14 protein-coding genes are annotated in these 19265 nt (G+C 53.1%); 4 read left to right on the plus strand and 10 right to left on the minus strand.

Annotation, left to right across the window (positions count from 1 at the left end; genetic code table 11):
• Positions 1–11: 11 nt before the first annotated feature.
• From napA to napE, 4 genes are read right to left on the minus strand one after another with little or no spacing between them, the layout of a single operon-like run.
• Positions 12–2507, minus strand: coding sequence for a nitrate reductase catalytic subunit NapA (napA, locus tag ACPXV9_RS07690; protein WP_423895865.1), 2496 nt, complete (start codon positions 2505–2507; stop codon positions 12–14).
• Between the two features lie 21 nt (positions 2508–2528).
• Positions 2529–2891 (minus strand): chaperone NapD, encoded by a 363-nt coding sequence (locus tag ACPXV9_RS07695; RefSeq protein ID WP_423895866.1) that lies wholly within the window; start codon positions 2889–2891, stop codon positions 2529–2531.
• On the minus strand, positions 2888–3454 hold the full coding sequence (gene napF, locus ACPXV9_RS07700) for a ferredoxin-type protein NapF (protein ID WP_423895867.1): 567 nt from the start codon (positions 3452–3454) through the stop codon (positions 2888–2890). The genes ACPXV9_RS07695 and napF overlap by 4 nt, the downstream gene beginning before the upstream one ends.
• 25 nt (positions 3455–3479) lie before the next feature.
• Positions 3480–3632 carry a periplasmic nitrate reductase, NapE protein gene (napE, locus tag ACPXV9_RS07705; protein WP_423895868.1) on the minus strand — a complete coding sequence of 51 codons (153 nt, stop codon included), beginning with the start codon at positions 3630–3632 and terminating at the stop codon, positions 3480–3482.
• Positions 3633–3915: 283 nt separating this feature from the next.
• Between napE and ACPXV9_RS07710 the strand changes: the two genes are divergently transcribed.
• On the plus strand, positions 3916–5415 hold the full coding sequence (locus tag ACPXV9_RS07710) for an aldehyde dehydrogenase (RefSeq protein ID WP_423895869.1): 1500 nt from the start codon (positions 3916–3918) through the stop codon (positions 5413–5415).
• A gap of 24 nt (positions 5416–5439) precedes the next feature.
• Here the strand turns inward: ACPXV9_RS07710 and ACPXV9_RS07715 are convergent, their stop codons facing one another.
• Positions 5440–6243: a response regulator transcription factor gene (locus ACPXV9_RS07715; protein ID WP_423895870.1), complete on the minus strand. Its 804-nt coding sequence runs from the start codon at positions 6241–6243 to the stop codon at positions 5440–5442.
• A 158-nt stretch (positions 6244–6401) separates the two neighbouring features.
• On the opposite strand from ACPXV9_RS07715, the gene ACPXV9_RS07720 reads away from it, so the two are divergent.
• Both ACPXV9_RS07720 and ACPXV9_RS07725 read left to right on the plus strand, forming a co-directional pair.
• A complete protein-coding gene (locus tag ACPXV9_RS07720; protein ID WP_423895871.1) occupies positions 6402–7736 on the plus strand; it encodes a glutamine synthetase family protein in 1335 nt (444 codons plus the stop codon).
• A gap of 63 nt (positions 7737–7799) precedes the next feature.
• Positions 7800–8519 (plus strand): glutamine amidotransferase-related protein, encoded by a 720-nt coding sequence (locus tag ACPXV9_RS07725; protein ID WP_423895872.1) that lies wholly within the window; start codon positions 7800–7802, stop codon positions 8517–8519.
• A 617-nt stretch (positions 8520–9136) separates the two neighbouring features.
• Here the strand turns inward: ACPXV9_RS07725 and ACPXV9_RS07730 are convergent.
• From ACPXV9_RS07730 to ACPXV9_RS07750, 5 genes are all read right to left on the minus strand, one after another.
• Positions 9137–10642: a Na+/H+ antiporter NhaC family protein gene (locus ACPXV9_RS07730; RefSeq protein ID WP_423895873.1), complete on the minus strand. Its 1506-nt coding sequence runs from the start codon at positions 10640–10642 to the stop codon at positions 9137–9139.
• A 107-nt stretch (positions 10643–10749) separates the two neighbouring features.
• Positions 10750–12030, minus strand: a complete 1281-nt coding sequence (locus ACPXV9_RS07735) for an NAD(P)/FAD-dependent oxidoreductase (RefSeq protein WP_423895874.1) — start codon at positions 12028–12030, stop codon at positions 10750–10752.
• Positions 12031–12163: 133 nt separating this feature from the next.
• Positions 12164–13396 carry a response regulator gene (locus ACPXV9_RS07740; protein WP_423895875.1) on the minus strand — a complete coding sequence of 411 codons (1233 nt, stop codon included), beginning with the start codon at positions 13394–13396 and terminating at the stop codon, positions 12164–12166.
• A gap of 45 nt (positions 13397–13441) precedes the next feature.
• On the minus strand, positions 13442–14503 hold the full coding sequence (locus ACPXV9_RS07745) for a GGDEF domain-containing protein (protein WP_423895876.1): 1062 nt from the start codon (positions 14501–14503) through the stop codon (positions 13442–13444).
• Positions 14504–14669: 166 nt separating this feature from the next.
• Positions 14670–15563 (minus strand): hypothetical protein, encoded by an 894-nt coding sequence (locus tag ACPXV9_RS07750; RefSeq protein WP_423895877.1) that lies wholly within the window; start codon positions 15561–15563, stop codon positions 14670–14672.
• 270 nt (positions 15564–15833) lie between these two features.
• Between ACPXV9_RS07750 and amt the strand changes: the two genes are divergently transcribed.
• On the plus strand, positions 15834–19241 hold the full coding sequence (gene amt / locus ACPXV9_RS07755) for an ammonium transporter (RefSeq protein ID WP_423895878.1): 3408 nt from the start codon (positions 15834–15836) through the stop codon (positions 19239–19241).
• Positions 19242–19265: the final 24 nt, after the last annotated feature.

Consider the following 19265-nt stretch of genomic DNA (forward strand, 5'->3'; position numbering starts at 1 on the left):
CTTTCTTAAAGTTAGGCTTTTTCGATTTTGACCGCGCACTTCTTAAAATCGGTTTGTTTCGAGATGGGATCAGTGGCATCCAGAGTCACTTTGTTGATCAGCTGACTGGCATCGAACCAGGCGACAAATACCAAGCCTTGGGGTGGTCTGTTGCGACCCCGAGTTTCGACCCGTGTGCGAATATGGCCACGACGGGAGCTAACCTTAATCTCATCGCCGCGGCGCAAGCCGCGTTCACGGGCATCTTCCGGATGCATATAGCAGACGGCGTTGGGCATAGATTTATGCAGCTCGGGCACACGCCGTGTCATTGAACCGGAATGCCAGTGCTCCAGAACTCGTCCGGTACACAGCCATAAATCGAATTCCTTATCCGGTGATTCCGCAGGCGGCTCATAGGGCAGGGCAAAGATCACGGCGCGATTGTCCGGCTTGCCGTAGAACTGGAACCCGGTGCCGGCTTTGACATAAGGATCCGAGCCTTCGCGGAAGCGCCACAGGGTTTCCTTACCATTGACCACGGGCCAGCGCAGACCGCGAGTGGCGTGGTAGGTGTCGAAGTCCGCCAGATCGTGGCCGTGATCGCGGCCAAACTGGGCGTACTCTTCAAACAGGCCTTTCTGCAGGTAAAAACCAAAGTCCTTGGACTCCTGATTTTCGTGGTCGGGAGACATGTCGCTGAGTGGGTACTTATCCACGTTGCCGTTCTTGAACAGGACCTCATACAGGGTTTTGCCCTTAAACGACGGATCTTTATCCAACAATTCCTTGGGCCATACCTCATCGGTGGTAAAGCGTTTGGAAAACTCCACCAGTTGCCACACATCCGAGCGGGCTTCACCCGGTGCATTCACCAGTTGGTGCCAGAATTGGGTGCGTCTCTCGGCGTTACCGTAGGCGCCTTCCTTTTCCACCCACATGGCGGTGGGTAAAATCAGGTCGGCGGTTTGTGCAGTAACGGTTGGGTAGGCATCGGATACCACAATAAAGTTGTCTGGGTTGCGATAACCTGGCAGGCCTTCTTCGTTGATGTTGGCGGCCGCCTGCATATTGTTATTCACCTGCACCCAGTAGACGTTCATAGTGCCGTCTTTCAGGCGGCGGTTGTGCTGTACCGCGTGATAACCGGGTTTGCCGGGAATGGTACCTTCCGGCAGTTTCCAGATTTCTTCTGCCATGGCCCGGTGCTTGGGGTTTTTTACCACCATGTCGGCGGGCAGACGATGACTGAAGGTACCCACCTCACGGGCGGTACCACAGGCCGAGGGTTGCCCGGTCAGCGAGAAGGGACTGTTGCCCGGTGTGGCAATCTTGCCGGTCAGCAGGTGGATGTTGTAAATCAAATTGTTACACCAGACACCGCGGGTGTGCTGGTTAAAGCCCATGGTCCAGAACGAGGTGACCTTGGTGTTTGGGTCGGCATAGAGTTTCGCCAGTTTTTCCAGATCCGCTTCTGATACGCCAGAAATTTTACTGACTGTCTCGGCGTCGTACTGGCTGACAAACTTTTTGTACTGTTTGAAATTGATACTTTTGGAACCGCCGGCTTTACTGGCGTTTGCTGCCTTTTGCTGGAGCGGATGTTCGTCGCGCAGACCGTAGCCGATATCGGTGTTGCCCTGAGCAAAGCGGGTGTGCTTATTGACGAACTCGGTGTTTACCTTGTCATTCTGGATAATGTAATTGGCGATGTAGTTAAGAATGGCCAGATCCGTTTGGGGTGTGAATACAATACCCTGATCGGCCAGATCAAAACTTCGATGCTTGTAGGTCGACAGCACCGACACCTTGACATGGGGTGCGCTCAGACGCCGATCTGTGACCCGGGTCCAGAGAATCGGATGCATCTCCGACATATTGGAACCCCAGAGTACAAAGGCGTCAGCGGCTTCAATGTCGTCGTAGCAACCCATGGGCTCATCGATGCCAAAGGTGCGCATAAATCCAGCTACCGCCGATGCCATACAATGGCGGGCGTTGGGCTCGATGTTGTTGGAGCGGAATCCGGCTTTCATCAGTTTACTGGCGGCATAACCTTCCCACACGGTCCACTGGCCAGAGCCGAACATGCCGATGCTTTCAGGACCTTTGGTTTTCAAAGCCGTTTTGTATTTATCTGCCATCACGTCAAAGGCTTCGTCCCAGCTGACGGGGGTGAAATCGCCGTTCTTGTCAAACTTGCCATTTTTCTTGCGCAGCAATGGGGTGGTCAGGCGATCCTCGCCAGACATGATTTTGGAAAGGAAGTAGCCCTTAACACAGTTCAACCCTTTATTAACCGGGCTTTTGATATCGCCGTGGGTGGCCACCACCTTGCCATCTTTGGTGGCAACATTGACGCTGCACCCTGTACCACAAAAGCGGCAGGGGGCTTTGTCCCAGTTGAGTTTGGTGGCTTCGGAGCTGGTGATCAGGTTGCTGGCGCTGGCTGGAGCCTGAACTCCGGCTACGGCAGCGGCCATAGCCACAGCATTGGCCTTGATATAGTCGCGTCGATTTATGCTCATGGTTTGTCCTCGCGGGGCGCTTTAGGCTGACGGGCCATCGGGTAGGTTAATGGGCTGAACAGTAACGGGTCGATTGGCAGCCGGTGGTTGCTCGGCTGAGTCGCTCTGATCGTGTTGGTGAAACACCATCTGTAGGCTCATAAAATCAGGGTTGGCATTGAGCTCATCCATCTGCTCGGACAGCTCGGCGGTGCTCTTGCCCTCAATGGTCAAAATCATCTTGGCTGAGCCGTCGTCAGTGTGCAGCTCGATGTGGGGACGCTCATCCAGAAATTGTTTCACTGCCATAAATCGCTCAGGTTGGCAGTAGGCAACCAGACTGGCGATATGCCACTCGGATGCCTCGCTGGTTGCACTGCATTCTTGTATTTGGACTGGGTTCATTGGCTGCTCTGAGTTTGGGTTGGGTTGTTGTGTTTGGGTAGTATCGATTGATCATTTTGGGTTATGGCAATGGCGGACTCCGGGCAGGGCGCAACGCAAGCACCACAGCCGTTGCAATTGTCTGAATTGATGCTCAGACCGGGTGCCGTGCCAATGCGATGGGTGAGATCTATGGCGTCGCTTGGGCACTGATCGCGGCAGGTCTGGCAAACAATCCCCTGGTTCGCCAGACAGGTGTCTTCGATGACTGCTTTGAGTTGCCAGGGGGAATCATTGACGGGGTTAAACAGCTGCTCGGGGCAGATGTCGGCACACTCGCGACAGAATTCACATTCGCCCCGATGAAAATTGACTCCGACCCTGCCACCCTGGCTGATCTCAATAATCTTGGTCGGGCAAGCTGTGACACATTTGAGGCAATCACTGCAGTCAATGTTGCTGGCTCTGTCCTGATCAAACCAGGGCAGAGCCGGTAAGACATTCGCTGGCACAGCGTGAGCTGCAACAGGGGTGCCTGCTTCTCGGAAGCGACCGCTTAAAAAGGCTCGACGTTGACTGTCCATTACCATCCGCTCAATTGCTGGTGAATCAGTAAGTTGGAGGTCCTGACAGTAGCTGGCTCATCCAGACGATAAAGCCATAGCCGCCCATAAGAACGACAGAGAGAATCGGAAAGAGTACGACGACGATAAACAGGAAAAGGCGCAGTTCCCGTTGACGCTCTTGGTTGGAGTCTTCCACTGAGTTATGCCTTTGTTGGTGTTTTTCTTGTTGATGTTTTGTTGTGGCGATTTATATCACCCGATTATTTCTCAGTAAGTGTAGTCAACCCCGATGAAAGTGTTGTTAATTTTGAGTTTTGTGCCATTTCTTTTTAGCAACTTTGAGTTCTATCAAATATTGACAGTGGCTTTATTTAAAAATGTGCTGGCCGGGTGGTAATACCCATCAGGGGATATGGCTCCTCCTGATCCCGTTGCTCTATCCTCGTTGAAGTTTTTATATTTCATTTAAGAGAGGCACCATGACCCAGACCACTGATTGGCAGGCTTTTAGCCAGACTGTGAATTTTCGCCATCAGGCTTACATCAATGGCCAGTATCAGGATGCGGTCAGTGGCGAGACCTTTGCTTCTATCAATCCAGCCACGGAGCAGGTTTTGGCAGATGTGGCAGCTTGTGACGCCGCCGATATCGACATGGCTGTCGCCAATGCCCGTGAGGTCTATCGCTCTGGTGTCTGGTCGCAAATGGCGCCCGCCGAGCGAAAAAGAATCCTGCTGAAGGTTGCCGATGTAATGGAGCAACACAGTGACGAACTGGCACTGTTGGATACTCTGGATATGGGTAAATCGATTCAGCAACCGCTAAGCTTTGATGTGCCCGATGCCATTGATTGCTTCCGCTGGAGTGCCGAGTGTATCGATAAAGTCTATGGCGAAATTGCCCCCACCAGTAATGAGTTGTTGGGGTTGATTACCCGTAACCCCATTGGTGTGATTGGTGCCATTACGCCCTGGAATTATCCGCTGCTGATGGCTTGCTGGAAGCTGGCACCGGCGCTGGCGGCGGGCAACAGTGTGGTTCTGAAACCTTCGGAGAAGGCCTCGTTAAGTCTGCTGCGACTTGCGGAGCTGGCGGTCGAGGCCGGGCTACCCAAAGGTGTGCTCAATGTGGCGCCGGGTTTTGGTCACACCGCTGGCAAGGCGTTGGCGTTGCATCCGCAGGTGGATTCGCTGGCGTTTACCGGTTCAACCCGGGTGGCGGGCATGTTGATGGAGTACGCCGGTCAATCGAATTTAAAGCAGGTCTGGATTGAAGCCGGCGGCAAATCACCGGTTCTGGTGTTTGATGACTGTGAGGATCTGCAGGCGGCTGCGGCAACGGTGGCGGCAGGTATTTTCAGTAATCAGGGCGAGGTGTGTATCGCCGGTTCACGTCTGTATTTGCAGAAATCCATTAAAGAGGCTTTCCTGGCCGCGCTGGTGGATGCCGCGCAGGAATACCTGCCCGGTGATCCTCTCGACCCTGATGTCACCATGGGACCCATGGTGGATAAGGCTCAGCTGGATACCGTGGCCCAGTATATTCAATCCGCCGTAGATGAAGGCGCCAGAGTAATTTGTGGTGGCCTGCCACAATACCGCGAAGGTAAGGGGTTTTATGCGCGCCCGACGGTGATTACGGATATTCACAACCAGATGAAGTTTGTTCAGGAAGAGATCTTTGGTCCGGTTCTGGCTGTGGGCGAGTTTGAAAGCGAAGCCGAAGCCATCGCTCTGGCCAATGACAATCAATACGGTCTGGCGTCCTGCATCTGGTCGGATAATCTGTCGCGGGTGCACCGGGTCAGCCGCCAAATTGAGGCGGGTATGGTCTGGGTAAATACCTGGGGGGACGGAGATCAAACCATGCCATTTGGCGGCATCAAGGCTTCGGGTAATGCCAGAGACAAATCCCTGCACGCACTGGAAAAATACACCGAATTAAAATCGGTCTGGATCAATCTCAAGGGCGCTGAGTAATCAGCCCCGTAGCGCCTTGAGGGCTCAGGGGTTGAGAGCGCTTTCTTTCAGGTGATTTAAAAACAGGTTAAAGATTTCGGCCTGGGTGGAGGTGTTCATCTTGGCGTGAATGTTTTTGCGGTGCACCTTAACCGTACCGGCACTGATAAACAGGGTGTCGGCGATTTCCTTTGAGGTGAAGCCCTGCAACAGGAGGGCGGTGATCTCCCTTTCTCTGGAGGTCAGAATACCTGTAGCAAACGACTGGATGGCCTGATTGATGTTGTCATCGGATTGCTGCTGGTCAACATAGTTGGACGATTGTGACTGCCAGAATTGCAGTGCCAGCGCCTTGATGATGGGGTAGAGGTTGTTGAGGTTTTTCAGCTCCTGTCGGGTAATCGAGCCCAGGCCATCTTTGCGCCCCAGCGTGATAACGCAATTGACCCTGTCATTGAGCGGAATAATAAAATCGATCTCATCCACCAGCTTAAAATTGCGATAGCAGTCGCGATAGTAATCGGTGTCTTCGAAGTAGTCGGGCATGATTTCGGCCAGCCGGACGATACCCGCCTTGGGTTGCTTTTTGATGTGATTGAACAAGGGATCCAGTACGTAGGCACTGTTCATATATTGCATCAGCGTTTCGGAAGCCGATGATGTGCGCAGCATAATGGGTTTGTAATCTTCCTTGTAGGTCAACATAAGGAAGGTATCAAAATCGCACTGGCTGGCGAGGAAATCTTCGAGAACCTGGGGAAAGCTCGGCAGACGCTGGTGATCGATCAGTATCGCCAGATTTTTCTCGCGGCTTTCATTGATGTCTATCTGGCTGGTTTTTTCTTTCATGGCGGCTATTGGAGCTATTATTTTTATATCAGTTCCGTAATTGATAAAACGAGTATAGATTCGAGCCGGTCGGGTGAGAAATACCCCCCCGGTGATAGTTACAGTAGCCTTGCAGCTTCGCTAAAGTCAGGGCAATTGTTAATAAAATAGGCTTTCCGATGTCAAATACCAATCTTGAATTCGACCTTTTTGTCTCCGATCTCAATGGCAATTTGCGAGGCAAACGCATGCCCCCCGGCGCGGTCAAAAAGATGCATACCGAAGGCATGAAGTTGCCACTGTCGGTGATGGGTTTTGACTTCTGGGGAGCTGATGTTCTCGACAATGGTCTGGTGTTTGAAACCGGTGATGCCGATGGTATTTGTCGACCTGTTGCCGAGGCCCTGACTCCTGTGCCCTGGGCCCAGCAACCGCGCAATCAGATGCTGGCCTCAATGTACAATGATGACGGCTCCCCGTTTGAGGGAGATCCCCGTCAGGTTCTCAACAAAGTCTATCAGAAGTTCCGGGCCATGGGGCTGCGTCCGGTTATGGCCACCGAGTTGGAATTCTATGTGCTCGACGGCGCTTCCAGTGCCAGCTTGCGACCACAGCCCCCTCGGCTGGGCGGCGATCAGGGCCCGCGTCTGAGTGGCGATGAAGGCTATTCCGTGGTGGAGATGGACGGTTTTGCCGACTTTCTTGCTGAGCTGCGCAGTGCCTGTGATATTCAGGGGATTCCCGCCGATACCATCATTTCGGAAATGGGGCCGGGCCAGTTCGAGATCAATTTGAATCACATCGATAATCCGCTGATTGCCGCAGATCACGCGATTCTGTTCAAAAGGCTGGTCAAGGGTGTCGCCCAAAAACACAATTTTGCCGCAACTTTTATGGCCAAACCCTATGCCGATTGCAGCGGTAATGGTTTCCACTGCCATTTCAGTCTGGTGGACGATCAGGGTAATAATGTCTTCGATAATGGCACCGACGAAGGCAGCGACATGCTCAAATACGCCATTGCCGGTCTGATGCAAACCATGGGCGACAGCATGCTGTGCTTTGCACCGCACATGAACTCCTATCGCCGCTTTATGGAGGGTAGTCACGCGCCCACCTTTGCCACCTGGGGTTATGAAAATCGTACGGTGGCGATACGCGTACCTGAGAGCCCTGGTGTCGCTCGCCGTCTTGAGCATCGCGTATCCGGTGCGGACGCCAACCCCTATCTGGTACTGGCCGCCATTCTGGCCGGAGCCCTCTATGGCATTGAAAATAAATTGATGCCGCCGCCGGCTATGGAAGGGGATGCTTACAGCAATGCTGCGGAAGAGCAGCGTCTGCCTAACCAGTGGCCACAGGCCATTGACGCCCTGAGTCAGAGCGACATCCTTAACGAATATCTGGGTGAAACCTTTGTTCGGGTATTTACCGCCGCCAAACGTCAGGAATTAGGAAAGCTCAGTGCGAAAATTACCGACGTTGAATACGATGCGTATCTGGCACAATTGTGATCAGAATACAGTTGTTGAGAAAACAACTGGGTTTAAGGCAATGATAACGAGGCTTTTTGATTTATGAAGATTGGGATTCTGGCAACCGGTATTACACCGGATGAACTGATTGATGATTTTGGCTCCTACGCCTATATGTTCGAGCAGCTGTTTGGTGCCCTCGATAGCGGGTTTGAATTTGAAACCTTTGACGTACGCGAGGGGGATTTTCCTGCCGCGGCTGATGTTTGTGATGGCTGGGTGATTACCGGATCCAAATTCAACGTGTATCAGAATCTGGATTGGATGGTGCGCCTCAAACAATTAATTCTCGAAATCCACAAGGTGCGCAAGCCAATGGTCGGCATCTGCTTTGGTCACCAGATCGTCGCCGAAGCCTTCGGTGGCAAGGTGGATAAATACGAAGGTGGTTGGGGCGTTGGTCTGCACACCTATCAACTCTGTGGCGATAAACCCTGGCTCGATAAAGAGTCCCCGAGCTTTACCATCAACGCCATGCATCAGGATCAGGTGATTGAAAAACCTGAAGCCGCCGAAGTCGTGGCAGAGTCGGATTTCTGCCGTTACGCGGCCCTGAATTACGACGACCTGATCCTGACCTTTCAGGCCCACCCGGAATTCAGTATTTCTTACGAGTATCAACTGGTGCAGGCGCGCCGTGGCGATGTGATCCCGGAGCAATACACCGATCCGGGTTTGGCTGGCCTGCGCGAACACGGCGCCATGGCGGAATCCCTGAGAGTAGGGCGCTGGATGGAGGCGTTTCTGAAACAGGGTTTATAAATTTTCCGTCTTAATTACACACTGAGACTTTACCCGGCTTTTGCCGGGTTTTTTATTGCCAAGGATGGCATGTATGCCGCGGGTGCATGGATGCACAGGAGCGGCGATGTCCAGGGATGGAGTGTATGCCGCGGTCGCATGGCAGCTGATTGCTCCTGCATAAGCTGCATTTCCACCGTCCATGGTGGTCGATGCGAAGGAGCGGCGATGCCAGGGATGGACGGTATGCCTCGGGCGCATGGCAGCTGATTGCTCCTGCATAAGCTGCATTTCCATCGTCCATGGTGGTCGATGCGCAGGAGCGGCGATGCCAGGGGGGCATTCTACATATTTCAATTATGTCATCCTGAACGGAGTGAAGGATCTCATAGATTCTTCCTCCCATTGGTCGTCAGAATGACAAACAAAATACCCAAGGCATTTGGGGTATTGTAAATAATAGTTTCGGGGTTAAAGCTAAGAGTTGCTTCAGTGCTTCTAGAATAGATTCAGCCCCACCAATCCTGGAAATTGCGTCCTGCATTTCCAGGATACACTCCATCCCTGGAGATAAAAAAGCCGGCTTACCCAGAGGATAAGCCGGCAAGCACCTTACCGGAAAAGAAGTCTTTTGTGCTTTACGCCATGGTGAAGCCCAGTATCACCAGAGTGGCAAAACTCAGTGCGGCACCAATCAGGGCGTAAGGAATCTGTGTCAGCGCGTGTTGCATGGGGGTACAACCGGCTCCCTGTGAGGTCAGTACGGTAGAGTCACTGAAGAAACAGGCGTGGCTGCCGAAGGCGGAGGCCGACATCAGGGCCCCGACGGTCAGTGGCATGGAAATGTCCATAGCCTGAGCCATTGGAATCACAATGGGCAGAGAAACCACAAACACACCCCAACTGGAACCGGTGGCAAACACCACGGCGGCCATGGAGGCGAACACCAGTGCCGGGAACATTTCCTTGGACAGCAGCGGTGTCAGGGTTTCAATGATGTACGGGGTCATCCCCAGTTGATCGTTAACGCCTTTGAGCATAAAGCCGGCACACACCACCGCGATGGGGTGCAGCATGACTTTAAAACCGTCTAGCATGGAATCCACCAGTTCACTGAAGTCCATCAACTTTTGTGCGAAGTACAGCAGCATGGTGAAGCAGGAGGCGATCAGCGCACCCATCAACAGGTCAATTTCATAGTAGAGGGTGGCGCCAACCAGTACGGCCATGGGCAGCGCAAAATTGGCTACGCCAACCCAGGGTGCGGCGTGATGTTGCTTGGAGTTATCAAAGCCGTCCTGAACAATGCCATCGGGAATGGGTTGACCCGCCTGGGCGCGCTCTTCGGCGTCTTTCATGGCCCCCCAATCTTTCAACAAGCCAGCAGATACCAGCCAGACCACCAGCAAAGCCGCCCAGCCATAGGCCATATAGGGAATGGCCTCAATATAGAGGCTCATGCCGGCGCCTTCGGTTGCCGCGCCGTTTTCTTCCAGCAGTGCAGCAAAGTAAACCGCCCAGGTGGATACAGGCATCAGAATGCACACAGGTGCGGCGGTGGAGTCCACTACAAACGCCAGCTTTTCGCGGGAAATACCGTATTTATCCGTGAGATTTTTCATGGAGGCGGAAACCGCCAGCGAGTTCAGGTAGTCATCAATAAACACCAGAATACCGAGGAGACCGGTGGTAAACAGCGTGCCGCGCTTGGACTTGACGCGCTTGGCCATAACCTCCCCAAAGCTGACCACGCTGCCTCCGCGCTCGAGCATGGTGATCAAACCGCCCATCATGCCGCAGACCAATACAATCCAGGCAATGGTCTCATCCATGACCACGCTCATGGACAGTTCGCCGAGCCCGGTGAATGCTTCGGAGGGGTTGATTAGCAGCAAGCCGGAGATGATGCCAGCAAAGATGGCTTCCAGAGGGCGTTTGGTTTTAAACGCGACAAACAGCACCAAAATCACGGGCAGGACACTGACGACGCCGTAATCCCCGCCTTGAAATTGCGTCGAGAGATAAGCGAAGACGGCCATGACCAGACCGTAAAAGGTGAGTTGAATAAGGTTGGGAGTGTGTTCCCCGTTGCCAATGCCATAGCCTGGACGGGGTTCCTGAGAGGATGCTACTTCAACGCTCATAGCGTATGTATCCTTTGTTGTTGGACGACAGTAGGGGCGGCACAGCGCCGACCCTTTAATGGTGTGTACCGGGTTAAACCCGGCTTTCTTATTGGAATGGCCCGGGCTCAGATACCCAGTTTGTCTCGCAGGGAGTAGTAGAGGGCGCCCAGTGCGGTATAGGGCACGCGGAACGTACGGCCACCCGGGAAGTAGTACTGTGGCAGTGAGGCCATCACATCAAAGCTCTCGGTCTGGCCCTTGATGGCCTGGCTCAGAATGCGTCCGGCCAGGTGAGAAGAGGTGATGCCGTGACCGCTGTAACCCTGGGCGTAGTAAATGTTGCTGCCGATGCGGCCGAATTGCGGCAGACGCATCAGCGTCAGCAGAAAATTACCGGTCCAGGCGTAGTCAATCTTGGTGCCTTTCAGTTGTGGGAAGGTGGTCAGCATCTTGGGCACGATCAGTGATTCAATTTTGCTTGGCTCACGGGCACCGTAAGTAACGCCACCGCCGTAGATCAGTCGACCATCACCGGACAGGCGGAAGTAATCGAGCAGGTAGTTGCAGTCTTCCACACACTCGTCACCGGGCAGCAGTTCTTTTTGCTGGGTTTCGGACAGGGGTTCAGTGGTGATCACCTGGGTACCGCAGGGCATGGCTTTGGCTTCCAGCTTCGGAATCAGACCGCCCAGATAGGCGTTGCCGGCAACGACCACAAAGTCGGCGGTGACGCTGCCTTGAGCGGTGTAGAGTTTCGGTTTGCTGCCTTCCACCACACGGGTGACTTCAGAGCATTCGTAGATGGTGCCACCCAGTTTTTCCAGGGCTGCGGCTTCGCCCATGGCCAGATTCAGAGGGTGAAAGTGGCCGCCGCTTTTATCCAGCAGAGCGCCTTCGTAGCGGCTGGTACCGATGTACTTTTGCACTTCCTGCTTATCCAGCAATTCAAGATTCTCGTGACCGTAGGCTTCCCACAGGGATTTCTTGTCTTCCAGCTCGCGCAGCTGCTTTTTGTTGCAGGCAGCGAAAATACCGCCATCTTTCAGGTCGCAGTCGATGTCGTATTTATCGACAAATTTGCGGATGATGGTACCGCCCTCAAAGGCCATGTCACCCATGGCCTTGGCGGTGCTCTTGCCATAATTCCTTTCGATGAAATCCATATCGCGGCTGTAGCTGTGAACAATCTGGCCGCCATTGCGACCGGATGCACCAAAACCAATGCGGCTGCCCTCCAGAATGACAACCTTGTAGCCCATTTCGGCCAGATGCAGTCCGGTGGACAGGCCGGTGTAGCCAGCGCCTACAATACAGACGTCGGCGGTGATGTCTTCGGTCAGTGTCGGGCGTACCACCTTGTCGTGGGCAGAAGCGGCATAGTAGGAACTGGTGTGCGATACGGTCATGGTTATTTTCCCTTGTTAAAATCTGACTGGATGAAAACAAGCCACAGCAAGGCTCTTGTCAGTATAGGGAGAAGGTACAAAAGGGGGCTCCCGGGCAGATATACCCCCTGCGAGATATTTTGTGGCAGACGCGTTAAAAAAGCTCTACGCCGTCATCGGTCTGGGAGGGTTCGGTGTTCTCGGTCGGCGTTGGTGGCGCCATGGTTTCCATGCCGTCGAGTATCTGTTTTTGCCGGGCAGAAATGTGATGCAACAAGCGATTGATGGCCAGAAAAGACGCGCTGGTGTTGTGGCTCGATTCGATAATATCCTGAGCGGCATTGATGGTGGCATCCAGACGATTGATCAGATAGGCCTCCTGATCGTCTTCGAGCCCCATGCGAGGGATACGGACTTCGAATTCTTCCAGTAATCCCTTGAGCAAGCCCACCACATCGGTCTGATTCTGTTCGAGAGCAAAACCCACTTCCCCCAGAGTGTCCTTGACGTGATCTACAGTGGTTCTGGTTTCCCGAGTCAGGGCGGTAATCGCCTTCTCATTGCCAATAGCAATCATTCGGGCATTGGTGCTGCCCATCATGGAGGGCAACAGGTCTTTCAGATGGCCATAGCGGTCGGCATCATCCCGGGGCATATTCTTTACCAGCAGAGACGCTTTGGGGTAGGTGATGATGGTGCGGTTTTCAAAATCGGTGAATCGTTCCTGACGATCGTGCACCACCTGCATAATCTGTTTCTCAAGCGGCGAAACCATGCCATCGCTTTTGAAAAAGTGGCGGGATTCGTTGTCCTCCAGTAACAGACTGCAGCGAATATCCAGACTGTTGGTGACGCCAAAAAACGTAGTGGCGAGCATTTGCAGATCTGAAATGCTGTGAATCGCCTCAATAAACTGTACTGCCAGCCCCAACTCGCTGGAACCGCGCATGGCGGTAAACGCCGCGCTGGTGGCTTCTCCTATCTGCAGAGCCATGTCATCGCGCTGATCCATAAAGCTGAAAATCTGTTCGATTCTGGCTCGGACTTCATCGGGTGAGAAGGGCTTGTCGACATAATCTGAGGCACCCAGAGTAAAGCCTTTGATGTGGGATGCCTCATCGGTGTTGCTGGAGACAAAGATAATGGGGGTCTCTGCCAGATCTGGGTCGTTTTTCAACTTCTGACAGACATCAAAGCCGCTGCCATCGGGCAGCGAAACATCCAGCAGAATAAGATCCGGCTTGTGTTTGATGGCGGCATCGATACCCGCTTCACCGGTTTCGGTGAGTCTGATATCTACCTGAGAGGAGAGTCCTTCCTCAACCAGAAAGTGAACCATGGGGTCATCGTCAATGACCAACAGGGTGCGCTGGTGTTTGAGCATCATAGTAAAAATCCTTTTTACCGTTTGAATGAGTTCGTTACAGCCGTCCTAGGTGAAGTTCCAGGCCGGCGGTGCCGCATTGGAGTCTGAAACTACGCGGTTTCTGCCTGCCTCCTTGGCCTTGTAGAGGTAGGAATCAGTTCGCTCGATGAGTCCCTCCATGGAGTCGCCATCCTTATAGGTACTGACCCCCACAGAGATGGTGATTTGGCCAATGGAGACCTTGTGCTCGGCAGACTTGAGTTCCTGCTTGCTGATGGCTTTACGGATACTTTCCGCCAGATTTTCACCAAACAGTTGCCCCTGTTTGGGCAGCAGTACCACAAATTCTTCTCCGCCATAGCGCGCCACCATGCCTTCGTCGCCCACAGCTCGTCGCAGCAGGTTGGCGGTAAAACGAATCACCAGATCACCAACCGGGTGGCCATAGGTATCGTTGACCTTTTTAAAGTGGTCAATATCAATCAGCAGGCAAGTCAGGGGCTGTCCTGCTTCGGCCAGAGTAAATTCGTCGCGGTAGTAATTTTCAAACCGACGGCGATTGGCAATGCCGGTTAGGGCGTCGGTATTGGCGATTTCCGAGGCTTCGCGCAGTTCCTGAGTCAGGCGCTCGATTTCACCGGACATGGTTTTCAATGCTTGGGTAGAGGCCTCGTGCTCTTCGCGTACCTTCTGAGTGTCTCTGATCAGTTGGGTGGCCAGTTGCTGCACCGCGGTGATGCCTGGGTTGTTCTGTAATTGGTTGGCTGACAGATTGAGCAGGTTGCCGTAATCCGTGATGTTATTGCCAATGTGCTCGGCCTCGGATCGGATCTGTCCGGCAATATTGACAACGGCGTCGTTGGAAGACAGGTTGATGGCCGGCTGATCCTGTTCAAAAAACTCTTTATACAGCTGGCTGTTGAGCTCATTGGTAAAACTGGTTTGGTCTTGCAGTAATTGCTTGAGGCGATCGCAGAGTCTGGGGTTGGAGCCGCTTTCAAAGTGAAACCACAGAGTGTAATTTTCCGGGGTGGGCAAGATCTTTAACTGGGCCATTCTCTCCAGAGCTTTACTCGAGCAGTCGGTGGCGTCACGGTAGCGTTGATCTATGTAAGCTGGCGCGTTCATATCATCCTTGAAAATCAGTGGGGGCTAGAGCCTGTGTTCTTTTTGGGAGCAAAAGCCGTCTAGGATAACTTCCGTTAACTATAGATGGTGAGACCGGCAGCGCCAGTGGATGACCGGGTTTTTATGACCTTTCGGCAAAATATACGCAGTCCAGTGATGACCGGACTCATTCACCGAACAGATTCATCAGATTGACTTTGAACTCCAGAGAGTCGAGCCGGGTAAAGGGCACAAACTGTCCCTGACGGTTGATCTTGGTGACTTTGAAGATGCGTTCTTTGCCCCGCTGGTCGACACAGTCGCACTGCAGCTTGGTAATCGGGCTGTCTTTGGAGAGTTTCAGGCAGAAGATGCCCATGTCTTTTTTGCCCATCTCCGGCCAGCTGTTGTCTTCATCAATCAGGCCAACGCGCATGGCGCTTTCGGAATAGTCGAGAATGTAGCAACGCAGAAAGTCATTGCCGCCATTGAGGTGAAAGTGCGCCGGCAAATGGGTGTTGACCCGGGTTTCACTACGGGGCTCATATTCCTGAACAGTGCCCAGAGAGGGTTTGAGCTGCACTACGGTCAGGCCAGTGTGTGGGCCACTTTCCATTTTGATGTTGCGATGCACCATGGCTTCACAGGAGAGGTTGTCACGACCCGGTTGAAACGACATCAGCTTCAGTGCCGCTCCTTTTTTAAATGGGCCAGTGTTGCCCAGGGTGGCGCGAGAATCGTAATCGAGCTTTTCTTCAAGGCCCACATCTCTGGGGACCACCAGATAGAACTCGCTCACGCGGGAATAGGACTGGGTGCCCTGAGGGGTCTTGATGGTAAGGCTGGGTATGCCTTCAATCACATTGATGTCGATGTGCTTTTGTTGATAGATAAACTGGCCTTCAACGTAGTAGCCGATAATCAGGGCTTCCAGCACGGTGTCGTCTTCAAATTCCGGGTGAAAGCGCAGGCGATTGCCTATTTTGAAGCAGTCCAGCAGGCGCTTGTAGGCGTCTACCCGGGTACCCAGAGGTGTGGCGGGTTTACTGGGTTCGTTTTTTTTCTTGGGAAATAGGGCCATGTGCCTGTCCTGAGCTTATCAAAATCCGCTTTGGTAAAAGCGCATCATTATAAGCACTGCATCGGCTGAATGTGAAAAATACTTAGGGGTTTGATACGACAGGCTTTTGCCCCTTTTTGTGGCGTTACCTCAGTTTTAATTTATTACCGCACCAATTTGGTGTGCGATCGTTTTCAATAAGATTCTCAGATCGTGGATATGGCGTGGAATCCAAGATTTTGGCTGGTTTATTGCAGCAGTTCGTGACTGATGAATGATTATTGAGGTTGTATGGCTCCCGATCTGATTAACATTTTGTGGCTGACTTTGTGTGGCGCATTTGTGCTGTTGATGCAGGCCGGTTTCCTGTGCCTTGAATCCGGCGTTACCCGCTCCAAAAATGCCATCAATGTTGCCATGAAAAATGCCGCGGACTTTGTGGTGGCAATCTTTTTCTTCTGGCTGGTGGGCTATGGCTTGATGTTCGGTGACAGCTGGAAGGGGATGGTCGGACTCTCCGGCTTTGCACCGGATGTTGGGCAGGGTGATCCCTGGGAAGCCAGTTTCTTCCTGTTTCAGGCCATGTTTTGTGCCACCGCTGCAACCATTGTGTCGGGCTCAATTGCCGAGCGAGTGCGCTTTAACGGTTATCTGATACTGACGTTTTTGATTGTCGTGCTTGTTTATCCGGTGGCGGGACATTGGGCCTGGGCGGGTTTGGTCTCTGAAGGGCAGGGCTGGTTGGCTCGAATCGGTTTTGTGGATTTTGCCGGTTCTACCGTTGTGCACAGTGTGGGCGGCTGGGTCGCACTGGTAGCCGTGTGGTTTGTTGGCCCGCGTCAGGGACGTTTCAACAATGGCCAGATCAATGCGATATCAGGACACAACATGCCATTGGCTTTTCTCGGTGTGTTGTTCTTTGTTCTCGGTTGGATCGGATTCAATGGTGGCAGCACTCTTGAATTGAATCTGGACGTTCCCGGAATCATTGCCAATACCATTCTCTCCGGGGTGACCGGAAGTTTGGTGGGTTATGTTTCACCCAAAGTGTTTCCCCGGTTGATCATCGATAAATTGATGGTTCCTTTTAACGGCTGTCTGGCCGGGTTGGTGGCAATTACGGCTTCCTGTCATGCGGTGACAGCCATGGAGGCTGTTGTGATTGGTGCCGTGGGCGGGCTGGTGATGATTGTTTTGGATCATTGGATGTTCCGCCTGAGGCTGGATGACGCGGTCGGCGCCATTCCGGTGCATCTGGGTGCTGGCATCTGGGGAACTCTGGCTGTGGCCCTGTTTGGCGACCCCTTGATTCTGGCCACCGGACTGGATTTTAAAGGGCAGTTACTGGCCCAGTTGAGCGGGGTGGTCGCCATTGCTCTGTGGTCCTTGCTGGTGGCTTTCGTATGCATCTTTATTATCAACCGGATCAAGCCGCTACGCATTTCGGTCAAAGCGGAAATAGACGGTTTGAATATGTCAGAGCACGGTGCCCGCAATGATCTGGTGGACCTGATAACCGCCATGGACGCCCAGCAACACTCCGCCGACCTCAGTGTTCGTGTGCCGGTAGAGCCGTTTACCGAAGTGGGCCAGATTGCCCAGAATTACAATAAGGCCATGGATGCCCTGGCCGATGCGGTTAAGCAAACGCGCACCATCGTTCGCGACATTCGCGATGGCATTGTCACTTTTGGTACCGAAGGATTACTCACCAGTTTTAACCCCGCTGCCGAAAAGGTGTTTGGCCTGAGTGCTACCGAAGCCATAGGCCAGCCGGTTCAGGCGCTGTTTCATCAGGAGCGCTACCGAGGCAGTGTCAATGGTTCGCAGTTGCTTGAAGAGTTGCCTCTGAATCAAACCCGGGAGGTGTTGGGTAACCGCGAAGATCAGGACCCTTTCCATATGGAAGTGACGGTTACCGAAGGGCGCAATAACGGCCGAGCGCAATACACCGCGGTATTTCGCGATGTCCACGAAAAGCGACAGATGGAAGAGCAGCTCTACCATGAGAAAGAACGTGCGCTGGTGACTCTGGGTTCGATTGCCGATGGTGTGATTACTACCGACGAAGAGGGGCGGGTGGTGTTTCTCAATCACGCGGCAGAAACCATCACCGGGTGGTCGTTTCAGGAAGCTTGCGACCGGCATTTCAGTGAGGTTTATCGGATTAAAGAGGGCAGTTTCAATGACAGTAACCGCTTTCTGAAACGGGCCCTGTTGGGAATGGCCCAATCTTTTGATTCTCAGGGTGTTACGTTGGTCAGTCGCGACCAGCGGGAGTTCGCCGTCAACCACACGCTGGCTCCCATCCGTGGGCCACAGGACAATATCATTGGCTGTGTGGCGGTTTTTCACGATGTCACCCACACCCGGGATATGCAGAATCAGTTGGTGCATCAGGCTACCCACGATGCGTTAACCGGGATGCTCAACCGCATCGGTTTTGACTCCATGGCCAATCAATTGCTGGAACAGGCCTCACTGGAAAACCATGAGCACATCCTCGGCTATATGGATCTGGATCAGTTCAAATTGGTCAACGATACTTGCGGGCATGTGGCCGGTGATGAGTTGTTGCGCCAGATTTCGACCTTGATCAAGGAACAGCTGCGATCAGGTGACACCATTGCACGGCTCGGCGGCGATGAGTTCGGGGTGTTGTTGCGCAATTGTCCGCCGAACAAGGGCGTAGAGATTGCTGAAAAGGTTCGCTCGGCCATTCAGGACTACCGGTTTTCCTGGGATGGCAAGCAATTTGCGATTGGTGTCAGTATCGGTCTGGTGCCATTGAGTAAAGATTCCCCCAGTCTTGAAAAGTTACTGAGTCTGGCCGACTCGGCCTGTTATGCCGCCAAGGATTTGGGGCGCAATCGGGTGCATCTGTATCAGAGTGACGATGCCGAACTGGCCGAGCGTCAGGGGCAAATGCACTGGGTTTCGAAAATTCGTGAGGCTCTGGATAACGACAAGCTGCGTTTGTACTACCAGCCGATTGCCCCGATTGGTGAAATATCAGCACAAAGTGGCCACTATGAAATGTTTGTGCGCATGATCGATGATGATGGCAGTGTGATTCCTCCCGGTGCGTTTATTCCGGCGGCGGAGCGCTATAACCAGATTCAGGAAATAGATCTTTGGGTGGTTAAAAATGCACTGGCCTGGGCTGGGGATATGTTGCGTAAACAACCCGAAAGCATTCAGGTTTGCGCCATCAATCTGTCGGGCGCGTCACTGGGTGACGAGTCCTGTCTGAAAGCCATTATGGAAGCATTTAAGCGCTATCAGGTGCCGCATCACAATATCTGCTTTGAAATCACCGAGACGGCGGCCATTGCCAATCTCGATGCTGCTCAGAAATTTATCCGGGCCCTGAAAGGGCTGGGTTGTCGTTTCTCGCTGGACGATTTTGGCAGTGGCCTGTCGTCTTTCGGTTATCTGAAAAATCTGCCCGTGGATTATCTGAAAATTGATGGCGCGTTTATCAAGGATATTGTCAGCAACAAGGTGGATCAGGTGATGGTGCAGTCGATCAATACCATCGGCCATGAAATGGGCCTGAAAACCATCGCCGAGTTCGTCGAGAGTCCGGATATTGTGGAAACGTTACTGGAACTTGGCATCGATTATGTTCAGGGGTATCACATTGGCCGGCCGATGCCATTGGAACAGCTTGGGGGCGTGATTCTTATGCCGCGCTGAGGGCTCTTTACCTCGCTGGGGGCT

Source organism: Candidatus Pelagadaptatus aseana, assembly GCF_040362265.1.
Taxonomy (GTDB): domain Bacteria; phylum Pseudomonadota; class Gammaproteobacteria; order Pseudomonadales; family Cellvibrionaceae; genus Pelagadaptatus; species Pelagadaptatus aseana.